Here is a 13,327-nt window from a genome sequence, read left to right as displayed (position 1 = left end):
TGAAGGAGAGCGTCAAGCGTTGGGATGGGTTGGGGAGGGGTGAGGTCGCAAAAAAGCGGCCCCCGTGCAGGGGGCCGCGTCGGTTCATGCTCCGGGGCGCGCCGCAGGGCTCAGTGCAGGACGTGAGAGCTGGAGGAGGGGGTGGAGACGCTCTGAACGACCTCTCCGGTCAGGGTGTGGCTGGCCTGACGGGCGATATCGGCCTGGGAGATAACGCCGCAGACGTCGCCGTTGTCGTCGACGACGATCAGGCGGCGGAGCTGATTGCTCTCCATCAGGTTAAGCGCGTTCTCAAGGGGGGCGGCGTGTTCGACGGTGATGACGGTTGAGGTCATGGCATCGCCGACCGTGCAGCCGTTGAGGTCTTTGCCCTCGGCGACGAGACGGCAGACGATGTCGCGGTCGGTGATGACGCCGATGGGGTTCTGGTGGCCGTTTGTGGCGACGACGGGGATGAGGCCGCAGTCGTTTTGTTTCATGAGGTTAGCCACGGAGGTGATCGAGTCGCCTGGCGAGCAGCAGGTGGGCTCGGAGGTCATGATGTCGTAGATGTTCATGGGGGATGCTCCATGGAAAAGTGTCTGTACGAGCAGCCGCCAGATGTGCGGCTGTGTGGGCAAACCTAGGGACAGAGTGGGGAGGCCCCAAGGGGGCACGTGCGCGGTCAGGGACAGGGAGAGTTACGCCTGAAACAAGGCATGGCGACCAGGGGGGGCTGGCCGAGGCCCGGGCCGATGTGTTGGGGCGGTGTCCCTACGTTTGAAGGGAGGGCGTGCGCAGGCGTTGCGTTCGCTTGTGGAGGTCGGGGGGCGGCGCATACACTCGACGGCGACATCAGACATCTCAGCTGCGAGGAGACCTATGAAGTTTGCAAGCGCTCGAAGTGTTGCTCGTGACCCGAAAGTGGCGGCTCGCGAAGGCTATCGGCTGCTCTCTGAGCGGTTGGAAGCGTCGCCGGACATCATCTTTCTGTATGCGACGGAGACATACGATACGGCGGCAGTTAACGCGCACCTTGTGGCGTTGGCCGGGGATGTGCCGATTCATGGCGGGACATCCTGCCAGGGGGTGATGACCGACGAGGGCATGGCCAGCGAGGAGGGACATGGGTTGGCGATGATGGGGATCGCGGATGCGGAAGGGGCCTATGGGGTGGGCGCCTGGGAGATCGGGGATTCGCCGCGGGAGGCTGCGCAGCGGGCGCTTCAGGAAGCGTTGAGTCAGGCGGGGCGTCCCGGGCAGGTTCCGCAGATGCTGTGGTTGATGGCTGCGCCGGGAGTTGAAGAGGAGCTGATCGAGGGCATTCAGCAGCTGCTCGGCTCCAGGGTGCCGATTCTGGGCGGAAGCTCGGCTGATAACACGGTTGCCGGGCATTGGAAGCAGTTTGCCAACGGGGAGGTCTTTGAGAACGCCGTGGTGATCGCGGCGATCTTTAGCTCGGCGGACGTCGACTACTCCTTTCACAGCGGCTACGAGCCCACGGCCCGGGTGGGCAGGGTGACGCGGGCGCAGGGGCGAGTGCTCTATGAGATCGACGACCAGCCGGCCGCGCAGGTGTACAACGCGTGGACCGGCGGTGCGATTGACGACGAACTGGAGCAGGGGGGCAATATCCTGGGGAAAACGACGCTCTTTCCGCTGGGGCGAGTGGTCGGCAGGATTGAGGGCACCCCCTACTATCAGCTCTCGCACCCTGATGGACTGACTCCGGAGGGGGGGCTGACGCTCTTCTCAACGGTGGAAGAGGGGGAGGAGCTCGTGCTGATGCGGGGCACGGTGGATTCGCTGATCTCTCGAGCGGGACGCGTGGGGCAGGCGGTTCGGGACATTGCAAGCTCGGAGGATAAGGAGATTGTGGGCAGCCTTGTGATCTACTGCGCCGGGTGCATGCTCACGGTGCAAGAGCGTATCGATGAGGTCGCCCGGGAGATGGGGGAGGTTTTGGGTGGAAAACCCTATATCGGGGCATTTACGTTTGGGGAGCAGGGGTGCTTTATCGGTGGAGAGAATCGCCACGGTAACCTGATGATCTCCGTGGTGACATTTTTGCGCTGAAGAGAGTGCCTTGCGTGCGCGAAGGTGGTGGGCGAGTGGGGGCGTCCCGGGCGCAGACTACGGGCTCGTGGTGAGCTGGCATGGGCGTCGGGTTCGACGTCGGCATCGAGGGCACCACAAGCGGCGATGCAGAGCGGCAACGATGCTTCTGACATCGCCTTACGTTTTGTGGCGTGACCGGTTTCCTCACGTGAACGCTCGTCTTGAGCGCTCTCTTTCTCTGTTCACAGCGTCGTAACGCTTCGAGGTATGCGATGACGGAATCCGAAACCCTGCGCGAAACTCTCCTGGACCTGGAGCGCGCTCGGCGCAAAGAGCGCGAGTTGCGGCTGGAGACCGAGGGGTTATTGAGGGGATTGGAGATTCTGGGCTCGATCACCGACACCAGAGCGATGTTTGGTGGGCTCTTTGAGATACTTCAGGATCTGCTGGGGTTTGAGCAGGCCTATGTCTTCACCGGGACGCGTGTGGACGCGATGCATCTGGTCGCGACGACCTGCAGCGGGCTGGAGGAGATGTGCTGGCGAGGGGAGGCGGTGACCCGACAGGCGCTGGGAGGGGAGCCGGTGGCGGTGTTCAATACGGCGATGATCGCCGAGTGGCAGGATTTGCAGAGGTCGCATGCGCTGGTGGCGAGCTCCGCGTTGCATATCGGGCTTCGCCAGGAGCCCGAGCCCTCGCTGATGGTGTGCACGCATTCTGAGCCCGCCTTCTTCTCGGCAAAACATGTGCAGCTGGCTCGCCGCTTTAGCATGCTGGCCACCCAGGCGCTGCTTAACCGCGACCTGCGTGAGTTGAAGCTGCAGGCGTTCGAGCGTTCGACCCGCGATCAGTTTTTTCAAGCCTCCGATGATGCGATGTGCATTCTCGACGCCGAGGGGCGGCTGCTTCAGACCAACCCTTCGATGGATGCGGGCCTGGGATATGCGCCGGGTGCGCTCGGGGGGCGTGCGTTTGATGCGCTGGTGGTCGAGGAGGATCGGGAGAGGGTGCGGGGCCAGGTGCGCGCGTTGTTATCGCGCAGCGCTTCGGTGGGGTTTGATGCGCGTTTTACCACCGAGAAGGGGCAACAACGCTGGCTGCAATGGAAGATGAGCTTCGATGCCGACGCCCGCATCATCTACGGTTCGGGGCGCGATATCACCGAGCAGCGCGAAGCCGAGGATGCCCTGCGTGTGCTCAACGAGGAGTTACGCACGACCCGGGACGAGGCGCTGCAGGCCAGCAAGGCCAAGAGCACGTTTCTGGCCACGATGAGCCATGAGCTTCGAACGCCGCTTAACGCCATCATGGGGTATTCGGAGATCGTGCTTGAGGAGATGAGCGCGGAGGGGGAGACGATGTATGCCGATGATCTGGGGCGCATCATCTCGGCGGGCAAGCATCTGGTCTCGATCATCAGCAACGTGCTGGAGCTCTCCAAGATCGAGGCGGAGCGCATGCAGGTTCACCCGGAGCCCTTTGAGCTGAGGCCGCTCGTCGAGGAGGTTGTCGCCAGCGTGGGGCCGCTCTTTAAGAAGAACGAGAATGACTTCGAGCTACGCTGCGGGGAGGGCGTTGGCGAGATGGTGAGCGACGCGGCCAAGGTGCGTCAGATCCTCTACAACCTGTTGAGTAACGCGGCGCGTTTCACCCGTCAGGGGCAGGTGAGGCTTGATGTAGAGGTGGACTCGGCGAGGGGAGGTGAGGGGCTGTGTTTTCGGGTGGAAGACACCGGCGTGGGCATGAGCCCGGAGCAGCTTGAGAGTGTCTTTGAGGCGTTCTCCCAGGCCGATAGTTCCTGGACGCGGACGGTGGATGGGACGGGGCTGGGGCTGGCGATCACCCGTCACCTTTGTGACATGCTGGGCGGGGAGATTGAGGTGGCGTCGGAGCTTGAGGTCGGCTCCGTGTTTCGCGTGCGGCTGCCCCGCGAGGTGAAGGTGGTCGCCGGGGCGTCGGAGGACCTGGAGCAGGCGCTGGTGCGCTCGGCGATGACGCGGAGCGAGGGGAACTCGCTGCCGCGAGATGGTGCCGGGGGGGAGGCGCAGGACTGTGTGCTTGTGATCGACGACGACCCGGATCTTCACGCGCTGATGCGGCGCACCCTGGAGAGTGCGGGCGTGGCGATGGCGTCGGCGTACAACGGGGCGGAGGGGTTGCATCTGGCGCACCGGCTTCATCCCCGCGCCATTGTGCTCGATGTGAGCATGCCGGTGATCGACGGCTGGGATGTGTTGCGTCTACTCCGCAGCGATGAGGAGCTGCGGGAGATTCCGGTGCTTGTTGTCACGATGGTCGACAATCGCCCGAAGGCGCGAGCCCTGGGAGCGGATCAGTTTTTGCTCAAGCCCTTCGATCGCCAGGCGTTGCTTGGTTGGTTGGAGAAGCAGCGCTGAGGCCGACGCGTCGATCGCTTGAAGACGCAGTGTTTATGCGCTTCGGATCGGGTTCGAAATTTTGAAAATCGCGTTCTGGAGCGTTCCGATGGAAAGGCGACGTCCGCGAAAATCATGCGGGAGCGCTCCGATCGCCTGTGGGGAGAGGGCCTGGCGAGCGGGAGGCTCCGGCGGCTTTTTTTCGGGGGTGGTGGGTCTTTGAAGGCTCCAGATTGGGGTTTGCCCTGCGTGGGAGGGGGGCGGAGCCATCGGTGGGGAACGCCCCGGGCCGGGGAGGCCCGGGGGAGGCTTCCGGGGCGATCGTGCGTCAAAACGAGGCTCCGGGCAGGGGGCAGAAGCGTTGGGGTTGCTTCGGTCGGCTCATGCGCTTTACGCTCGTTGGATATCAACACACCACGTCCTCGATGTCGGGGAGGTCCTTTGAGTGGTCAAAGTGACCTGCCCGGGGGCTTTGTCAGCGAGGGGATTGTTATGGCGAAGGTGTCTCGTCTTTCGGCCGATAAGAGTGCGATTCAGAGCTACATTGCGTCATCGGTGCGGGTTCATGGCGGGGAGCTCAGTGAGCGACTCGAGGCGAAGCTTTTTCCCCGGGGGGTACCGGCGGAGTTGAGCGTCGAGCAGGTGCTTTATGCGTTGGTCGAGGTGCTCGCGACGCGCTACGAGACGTTTGCGGAGCTGGACCTGCGCGTGTCCGTGGAGAACGCTCAGGATAGCCGGGGGCGCGAGGAGCGAGACGCTTGCGTGGCGGCGCTTCGCCAGAGCGTGATCGCGACGCGGGGGATCATTGACGCGTTCTGGGGAAGCGAGGCCAGTCGCTCGGTGGGGTTGGCCGGTGAGACGCCGGAGCGGCCGCTGGAGCTGCTGGTGTATGCGCAGTTTGCGCAGCTCGCGCTTGAGAGGGGGCTGGCGGATTTTGAGCTGATCCTGCAGATCAGCGCTCCGGATACCGCCGAGCTTGCCGCCGGGCTCAAGGTGCATGCGGATGCGCTTGAGGAGCGGCTCTCGGCGCTGGGGCTCGACGAGCGCGAGACCCAGGACGCACAGAACCGGCGTTTGCTGGCCGCTGAAGACTGGAACCGGCATTATGTGCCGGTGGCCGCGATCGTGGAGCACCTTTTTCGCCTGGGCGATATGCCCGCCCACGCCGAGCGGGTGCGGCCGACGCGGCGGCGTCGAGCCGGTAAGGCGGAGGCGGTCGATCTGGAGGCGATTGAGGATGTGGAGGTGCTCGGGGAGGGCGGGCAGGCGAGGGCGGGACGTGAGGAGGAGACCGAAGGCTGAGGATGTCGTGATTGGAGGCGTTGGCCTCGTGACCTCGCATGTCCGGCTTTCAGGGTGCCAGGCCCGGGGAGGCGGTGGAGCGTTATGCTCCACCGCTTTTTTTGTGGGGGCTCCCGAAGGCCGGGGGAGGTGTCATGATTCGAAGCGTTTGAGGTTGTCTTCGATGAGCTCGGTGAGCTCGGCGTCGTCGGCCTGACGGGCCAGGGGAAGGGCGCGTTGGAGCTCGGCGCGGGCGGCGTCCTGGTCTTTGTTGAGGAGGTGGGCGCTGGCGCGGGCGTTGTGGGCCCAGGCCTGAGTGCGGGCGTCGTCGAGTTCGGCGGCGAGGTCGATGAGTCGGGCGGCGCGGGAGAGGGTGTCGTCGGCGTCGCGCTGGTTGAGATGCAGTTGGGTGAGCTGGGTCAGGAGTGCGAGTCGGGCGGGGCGGTTGTCGCTGCCTTCGGGCTGGTCGGGGAGGTTGAGAGCGTCGAGACCGCGGGTGAAGGCGTCGCGGGCCTGGCGGGCGTGGTCAGGGAGGGCGGCGTAGGTGGCGCCGAGGCGCAGGAGGGCGTCGGAGGCGATGGCGAGGTCGGGGGGGGAGAGCGCGAGGGCCTGGTCGGCGGCGTTCTGGAGGAGGTCGATCGCGCGCTCGGCGTTGTTTTCCTGGAGGGCGGCCATGCCGGCGGCGTGGGTGACGTGGGAGAGGGTGCGGCGGTGGTGTGCGGCGTCGGCGTCGGGGAGCTTCTGGAGGCGTTCGCGGGCCTCCAGGCAGCTTGCCAGGGAGCCGGTGGCACGCTGGCGAGTGTTGACGACGCAGAGGTTGGCGTGCTGGGTGGCCAGCGATTCGTTGTAGAGGGTGTTGCCTTCGGGGAGGTCGTCGATCAGCTCGATGGCGCGCATGTAGTGGGTGCGGGCATCGTTGAAGCGGTTGGCGGCCTGGTGGGCGCGGGCCAGCGAGGCGTGGGCGCGGACGCGGTAGGTGGCGAGCTGGCCGGTCTCGAAGGTGTCGATGGCCTGCTGGCAGTGCTGCGGGGCCCGGGGGATGTTGAGCTCGCAGAGGGCGAGGTGGACGCGGCCTTTAAGGAGGGGATTGGAGGTCGTGTCGGCGACGTTGAGGGCGCGGCGGTAAAGGGTGAGCGACTGGGCGGCCTGGTTGTTGAGGGCGGCGATCTCGGCCTGGAGCCCCAGGGTGTGCACGATCATGGGTCGGTTGTTCATGGATTCGAAAAGGGGCAGGGCTTTGCCGAGGAGTTCGGATGCCGCGCTGAGGTTGTTTTGCCGGCGGAGGAGCTGGGCCTCACGCAGGTGGTGGCGGGCGCGGGCCGGGACGCTGTCGGCGGCTTCGATGTGGCGTTTGGCCTGGGCCAGGAGGCGTTGGGCCTGCTCAAGGTCGCCGTTGTCCTGGTAGAGGTCGGCGGTGCGGGTGAGGGCGGTGCCGATGGCCAGGAGGGAGTCGGTGTTCTGGAGGGTGCGGATGTCGGCGCGAAGATCGGATTCGCTGCCGGGGTTTTGGCCGAGGAGGGTGCGTACGGCGCGTCGACTGATGCGGCAGAGGGCGCGGTAGACCTCGTCGTTGATTTCGCCGGTGAGCTGCACGCAGATGTTGAGGGTGTCCTCGGCGCTGCGGAGCTGGCCTGTGGCGGACTCGATCTGTCCGAGGGTCAGGAGGAGCTGGCCTGTGGCGTGGTCGAGGTTGAGCTCGCGGGCGAGCTCCAGGGCGAAGGTGACCTTCTGGCGGGCGGGCTCGTAGCGGCCCTGTTCCCAGAGGAGGGAGCCGGCTTCGAGGGCGGCGGCGGCTTTGATTTCGGAGCGATCCGGGGCGAGCTCGAAGGCGCGGTTGAAGGCGGCGAGGGCGTCTTCCCAGTGACCGGCCTGGTAGAGGGCGCGGGCGTCGTTGAGGTGTGCGCCTTCGGTTGAGGAGGCTGCGGGAGGCGCGTCGTCATCCTGCGCAAAAGCGGCGGGCAGCGCGGCAAGGGTGGTGGCGACGAGCACAAGGCAGGTGGCGAGGAGAGAGCGCATAGAGGAACTCAAGGTGAGGGGCAGGCAGTCAGGGCGCGCGCGTGTCAGGGAGAACCGGAGGAGGCACGGGGCTTATTTCGGGCTGTGGTTTGCGCGGGCGGAGCCGGGTGATGAGGTCGGGGGCAGGCAGCGGGAGGGAAGATCGGAGCGGAGGCGTTCGGAGAGTTCGCGGAGGTGTGCGGGAGTGCCCAGGGCGTCGGCGGCGAGGAGTGTGGCGCAGGCGCGGTCTCGCTGGTTGAGGGCGTGGTGGGCCTGGGCGCGTCGCAGGAGGGCGTGTGCGCCGAGCGTGGTGTCGTCGGTGCGACGAGCGTGGTCGTAGGACTGGCGAGCGCGGTGGAGGAGTTCGGGCCAGAGTTGCAGCGAGGCCAGGGTGTCGAGCCAGCGGGAGAGGTTTCGGGCGCGGGATGCGTCATCGAGAGGCTGGTCGAGATGAGGATGTTCGGTACGCGTGCGGGTGCGTTGGTCGAAGGCCTGGACCTCGGAGAAATAGGCGGGAGCGTCGGGCGGCGTGGGTTTAAAGCGAGCGTGGAGGTCGGCCAGCTCGAGGGCCGCGCGGCTGGCCAGGCCCCAGAGGGGCTGGTGGCCGGCGGTGGCCAGATCGATGGCCAGGCGTAGGTAGGCGGAGGGAGCCATCGGGGTGGGTTCGGGCGGGGTGGCGCGTGCGATGGCCAGGAGGGTGTGGATGATGTCGGCGCGTTGCGCGTGCGTCTCGGCGGCGGGCATGGCGAGGCGGTCGAGGGCCTGCTGGCAGACCTTATAGGTGCGCGAGGTGCGGGTGAGGTCGTTGAGCTGGCAGCGCTCAAGCAGGAGAGCGAGCGGAGGAGCATCGAGGGATTGGAGGTGTGCTTCGAGGTCGCGCAGCGCGGAGCGTGCCGGGGTGGGGTGAAGGGCATTAAGGTGGATGCGGGCGCGGGTGAGGGAGGCGTCGGCGCGGGCTTGCGGGGGGGCGGAAGTTTCGGCCTGAAGGCAGAAAGGAATGGCGAGTTCCTCGGAATCCGGGGTGCAGTAGCGGGACCAGGGGATGTCGGGGAGGATATCGCGGGGAAGTTCTGTGAGGGTAGCGAGCGAACGGGCGGTATCGGTGCAGGCGGTTGCGGGCGCGCGGTCGAGGCACTGGCGAGCGTCCAGGGCGAGGAGGCGAAGTTCAGCAAAGCCGTCACGTTGGCGCTGGAGAAGGTCGGTGGCGCTCTGGAGGTGCGAGTCTGCCGTGCGGGTGGTGTCTGCGCGCTGCACGATGAGGTCTGCCAGTGCCAGGTGAAGGCGAAGTTCTGCGGCTTCGTCATTGAGAAGTTGCGCGTTGGCGAGGAGGGCGTCGACGGGCTCAAGAGGGCCCGATGCGGCGCGAGCGCGTGCCAGGGTGAGGGGCTCGATGATGAAGCGTCGCGCGGCCTGGACGCTGTCGCGCGCGTCTTCCAGCGGGCGGTGAAGAAGCGCGGCGACCAGAAATTCACGATGAAAGATGGAGGCGGGGGGAAGCTGCGCGTCGGGGGGGCAGAGCAGGGTGGAGGCAGCGTCGGCGACCGGTGGGGCGCAGCCCACGAGGGAGCGTGCCTGGTCGTGTTGCTCCAGGGCGAGGGCGCGGCCGGTCTCGAAGAGTTCGATGGAGCGCAGCAGGGCGCGGGAGTCTCCGGCGAGGCGACGAGCGCGGGTCAGGGTTTGGTCGGTCAGATCGGGGCGGTTGTGGAAGATGTGAAGCGCGGCAAGCTGAAGCTGCAGGGCGGTTCGGAATCCGGCGGTGGTGGAGGGATCGTCGATGACTCTGCGCAGGGTTTGGAGCGCGGAGGATTCTGCGGGGCTCTCGCTCGGGTCGGCAGGGTCAACGAGTGCTGCGTGGAGGGCCTGACGGGCCTGGTCTCGGAGTGCGGCGCGGGTGGCGCGCAAGAGGGCTTCGGCCTCGGCGTCTTCGGAGGGAAGCGAGCTGCTCATGCGCACGGTGGGACCAAAGCCGCGGGGGCTTTGCTGGGCCTGTGCGGGCAGAGAGGTGGCCTGCAGGGCGCCAAGGACAAGCAGCAACAAGGCTAGCTGGCGAGGGGAGGGCATATAAGGAGGCCGACGAGAGGAGAGGCGGGAGCCCGAGGGTGCGGGGAGCGATAGTAGCCCCGGAGTTCTCCCAACGGCAAGGTGCCGGGTGCCGAGCGCCTCCAGGACGACGCTGGCTGCGTCGTGAGGGATTCGCGGTAGCGCTGCTACAGCTTCATCCCTCACTCCTTGCCAGGCGTCGCCCTGGAGGCGCTCGGTTTTTTTGTGGGCGCAGAAGGTTGGAGGTGGTGTCGCGTCGTCATCGCGGTAGCGCTGCTGCACGCTCCTCCTTGCTCCTTGCTGGACTTCGCCCTGGAGGCGCTCGGTTTTTTAGTGGGGGTGGGGCGTCGGACTCGTGCGGGTGCTCGGATGGGGGCTGGTGTTGAGAATTGTGCCGGGGAGGATTCGAGATTGGGGGAGGCTGAGGTGCGACGGGGGGAAGAGGCTTCTCGAGAGGAGTGCGTTGCTTAGGGTTGGGGGCGATGCGTCGAGTTTTGGGAGAGGATAGCTGCCGGGAGGCGTATGGGGCGCGTGCAGGGAAGGGAGATGGCATCGGGAGGGACGAATGCTGCGGAAGCGGGAGTGGTGCTGTCGCGGGTGTGGAGCCGAGAAGCCGATGAGGTTGCCCGGGCGCTGGAGGTTGATCCGACGCTGGGGTTGAGCGGGGAGGAGGCTGCGGGGCGGCTGGAGAGGTACGGGCCGAATCAGCTTCGGGAGATCAAGGGGCGGTCGATCTGGAGCATCGTGGTGGATCAGGTCGATGACCTGGTGATCATTTTTTTGATCGTGACGGCGGTGGTCTCGATGGCGTTGGGGTTCTGGGTTGAAGGCGTTGCGGTGGCGATTGTGGTGCTGATCAACGGGGTGTTGGGGTTGGCGATGGACTTGAGGGCGCGGCGTTCGATGCAGGCGTTGCGGCAACTGGAGGAGGCATGGTCGACGGTGGTTCGGGAGGGACGCCCGTTGCGGGTTGGTGCGCATGAGGTGGTGCCGGGGGATGTGGTGCTGTTGGATGAGGGGGATGTGATCACGGTCGATGTTCGGCTGGTGGAGGCGAACCGTGTGCAGGTGGATGAGGCGGCGCTGACCGGGGAGTCGCTGCCGGTGGAGAAGGGGGTTGAGGCGTTGGCGGCGAGTACGGAGTTGGCGGAGCGCAGCAACATGCTTTTTAAGGGGACGACGCTGACGCGGGGGACGGGGCGAGGGGTGGTGGTGGCCACGGGAATGGCCACGGAGCTGGGGGGAATCTCGGCGTTGGTGGAGGGGGAGGAGGAGGGGGAGACGCCGCTGGAGCATCGGCTCAACAGGCTTGCGAGTCGGTTGATCTGGGTGACTCTGGGGTTGTCAGCGCTTGTGGTGCCGGCCGGGGTGGCGGCGGGAAAGACGCTGGAGGAGGTGGGGATGACGGCGATCGCGCTGGCAGTGGCGACGGTGCCGGAGGGGCTGCCTGTGGTGGCGACGTTGACGCTGGCGCGGGGGATGCTGCGGATGGCGGAGAAGAATGCGTTGATGCGACGGCTGGCAAGTGTGGAGACGTTGGGGGCAACGACGTTGATCTGTACAGATAAGACGGGGACGTTGACGGAGAATCGGATGGTGGTGCGGTGTCTGGTGCTGCCATCGGGTGAGGTGATGGTGGAGGGAGGCGGGGAGGTTGGGAGGTTGGTGGGAGGGGGAGATTCGGGAGCAGAGCGTGAGGTGGGAGAGGCGCTGGAGGTGGGGGTGCTGTGTACGAACGCCTCGATCGGGCGTGATGGGCAGGCGATGGGGGACCCGATGGAGGTTGCGCTGTTGAGGCTGGCGCGGCAGCAGGGGGTGGACGTGGATGGGGAGTTGGAGCGGATGCCCGAGGTGCGGGAGGAGGCGTTCGACTCGGAGGTGAAGATGATGGCGACCTACCACCGCCTGGAAGAGGGGCGGGTGAGGGTGGCCGTGAAGGGGGCACCGGAAGAGGTGCTTGGGGCGTCGACACGGTGGCGGTGCCAGGGAAAGGAACAGGCGTTTGATGAGGAGGAACGGGGGCGCTGGCACCGGGAAAACGAGGCGATGGCGCGTCGCGGGTTGCGGGTGCTGGCGCTGGCGTCGCGGGAGGTGGAGGATGCGCAGGCGGCACCTTATGAGGAGCTGACCTTTGTGGGGCTCGTTGGGTTTTATGATCCGCCGAGGGAGGAGGTTCGCGAGGCGATTCGGGAGTGTGCGCAGGCCGGCGTGCGGGTGGTGATGATCACGGGGGACCAGGCGGCGACGGCGCGCAGCATCGCGTTGCAGATAGGGCTTGTGGCGTCGGATGAGGCGGAGGTGATCGTTGGCAAGGAGTTACGGGCACCCGAGGAGCTTTCCCGGGAGGAGAGGGGGCGGGTGCGTGCGGCATCGATGTTTGCGCGGGTAAGTCCGGAGCAGAAGCTCAATATTATCGCGTTGCATCAGGAGGCCGGCGAGGTGGTGGCGATGACGGGGGATGGGGTCAATGATTCGCCGGCGCTGGCGCGTGCGGACATCGGGGTGGCGATGGGACAGCGAGGCACCCAGGCGGCGCGGGAGACGGCGGATCTTGTGCTGCGAGATGATCGCTTCAATACGATTGTCTACGGCATTGAGGAGGGGCGAGTGATCTTTACGAACATTCGCCGCTTTGTGGTGTTTCTATTGTCGATCAACTGGGCATCGATTGTGGTGATTGTGGCGGCGTCGCTGGCAGGGGCACCGCTGCCGGTGACGGCGATGCAGATTCTGTATCTGAATGTGGTGACGGACGTGTTTCCGTCGTTGGCGCTTGTGGCGACGGGGGGAGCGTCGGAGTTGATGCGTCGACCGCCGCGTTCGCCGAAGGAGTCGATACTGACGGGGCATCACTGGGGAGCGATCGGCGTGTATGGGGTGGTGATTTCGGCGGCGGTGTTGGTGTCGCTGGCCGTCTCGTTGCAGGTGCTGGGGTTTGCGTTGGAGCGTGCGGTGACGGTGTCGTTTTTGACGCTGGGGTTTGGGAAGGCGTTTCACGCTCTGAATATGCGAGATGTGTCGCCGCGGGGGGGGGATAGCGATGCGTGGGTGAGTCCGGTGATGCGGAATGGATGGGTATGGGGGGCGATCGTGTGGTGTGCGGTGTTGCTGGCGATGACGGTGTATGTGCCGTGGCTGAGGGGGCTGTTGGAGACGGTGCGTCCCGGGGTGGAGGGGTGGGCGTTGGCGGTGGGGTTGGGGGTGGTGCCGCTGGTGGTGATTCAGGCGGGACAGCGTGTGGTGTTGGGGCTGAGGAGGGCGTGACTCTTCGACCGACCTCTTCGACCGACCGAGGGACGGACATTGTACCGACCCATTGTACCGACCGAGGGACGGACATTGTACCGACCGGACATTGTACCGACCGAGGGACGGACATTGTACCGACCGAGGGACGGACAATGGCGTGTGTTTATGCGGGCGAACGGGCTTGTGCCGGAAGCGTAGAGTTGGGCGCAGCGCGTTGATGGGGGACGGATCGTCGAGAGCCGGGGAGTTTGGGGGCTGGCGAGCGGTCGCGAACGTGATGGATGTAGGGTGTGTATAAACCGACCGAGGGACGGACATCGTCCCCTGTGTAAACCGACCGAGGGGCGGAC

General features: G+C 66.0%; 7 protein-coding genes. 4 read left to right on the top strand and 3 right to left on the bottom strand.

Annotated elements, in window-relative coordinates:
- Positions 1 to 110 precede the first annotated feature (110 nt).
- Positions 111 to 557, bottom strand: a complete 447-nt coding sequence (locus tag EA187_RS18805; protein ID WP_127781275.1) for a CBS domain-containing protein — start codon at positions 555 to 557, stop codon at positions 111 to 113.
- A 304-nt stretch (positions 558 to 861) separates the two neighbouring features.
- Between EA187_RS18805 and EA187_RS18800 the strand changes: the two genes are divergently transcribed.
- The 3 genes from EA187_RS18800 (at position 862) to EA187_RS18790 (ending at position 5,714) form a co-directional block, all read left to right on the top strand.
- The gene (locus EA187_RS18800; protein WP_127781274.1) at positions 862 to 2,055 is read left to right on the top strand and encodes an FIST signal transduction protein; all 1,194 of its coding nucleotides are present in this window, start codon (positions 862 to 864) and stop codon (positions 2,053 to 2,055) included.
- Between the two features lie 254 nt (positions 2,056 to 2,309).
- Entirely contained in the window at positions 2,310 to 4,433 is a 2,124-nt protein-coding gene (locus EA187_RS18795; RefSeq protein ID WP_127781273.1) for an ATP-binding protein, read from the top strand.
- 420 nt (positions 4,434 to 4,853) lie between these two features.
- Positions 4,854 to 5,714, top strand: coding sequence for a hypothetical protein (locus EA187_RS18790; RefSeq protein WP_127781272.1), 861 nt, complete (start codon positions 4,854 to 4,856; stop codon positions 5,712 to 5,714).
- 132 nt (positions 5,715 to 5,846) lie between these two features.
- On the opposite strand, the gene EA187_RS18785 is transcribed toward EA187_RS18790, so the two are convergent.
- Both EA187_RS18785 and EA187_RS18780 read right to left on the bottom strand, forming a co-directional pair.
- Entirely contained in the window at positions 5,847 to 7,709 is a 1,863-nt protein-coding gene (locus EA187_RS18785) for a tetratricopeptide repeat protein (RefSeq protein ID WP_127781271.1), read from the bottom strand.
- Positions 7,710 to 7,781: 72 nt separating this feature from the next.
- The gene (locus tag EA187_RS18780; protein WP_206524425.1) at positions 7,782 to 9,725 is read right to left on the bottom strand and encodes a hypothetical protein; all 1,944 of its coding nucleotides are present in this window, start codon (positions 9,723 to 9,725) and stop codon (positions 7,782 to 7,784) included.
- Positions 9,726 to 10,274: 549 nt separating this feature from the next.
- Here EA187_RS18780 and EA187_RS18775 point away from each other — a divergent pair.
- The gene (locus EA187_RS18775; protein WP_127781269.1) at positions 10,275 to 12,992 is read left to right on the top strand and encodes a cation-translocating P-type ATPase; all 2,718 of its coding nucleotides are present in this window, start codon (positions 10,275 to 10,277) and stop codon (positions 12,990 to 12,992) included.
- Positions 12,993 to 13,327 lie beyond the last annotated feature (335 nt).

Origin of the sequence: Lujinxingia sediminis, from assembly GCF_004005565.1 — a bacterium.
Taxonomy (GTDB): domain Bacteria; phylum Myxococcota_A; class Bradymonadia; order Bradymonadales; family Bradymonadaceae; genus Lujinxingia; species Lujinxingia sediminis.
This window is presented reverse-complemented; position numbering and strand designations above follow the sequence as displayed.

Bases quoted from the DNA above. Each gene is read 5' to 3' on its own strand.
- EA187_RS18805 (WP_127781275.1), bottom strand. From the start codon at position 557: ATGAACATCTACGACATCATGACCTCCGAGCCCACCTGCTGCTCGCCA.
- EA187_RS18800 (WP_127781274.1), top strand. From the start codon at position 862: ATGAAGTTTGCAAGCGCTCGAAGTGTTGCTCGTGACCCGAAAGTGGCG.
- EA187_RS18795 (WP_127781273.1), top strand. From the start codon at position 2,310: ATGACGGAATCCGAAACCCTGCGCGAAACTCTCCTGGACCTGGAGCGC.
- EA187_RS18785 (WP_127781271.1), bottom strand. From the start codon at position 7,709: ATGCGCTCTCTCCTCGCCACCTGCCTTGTGCTCGTCGCCACCACCCTT.
- EA187_RS18775 (WP_127781269.1), top strand. From the start codon at position 10,275: ATGGCATCGGGAGGGACGAATGCTGCGGAAGCGGGAGTGGTGCTGTCG.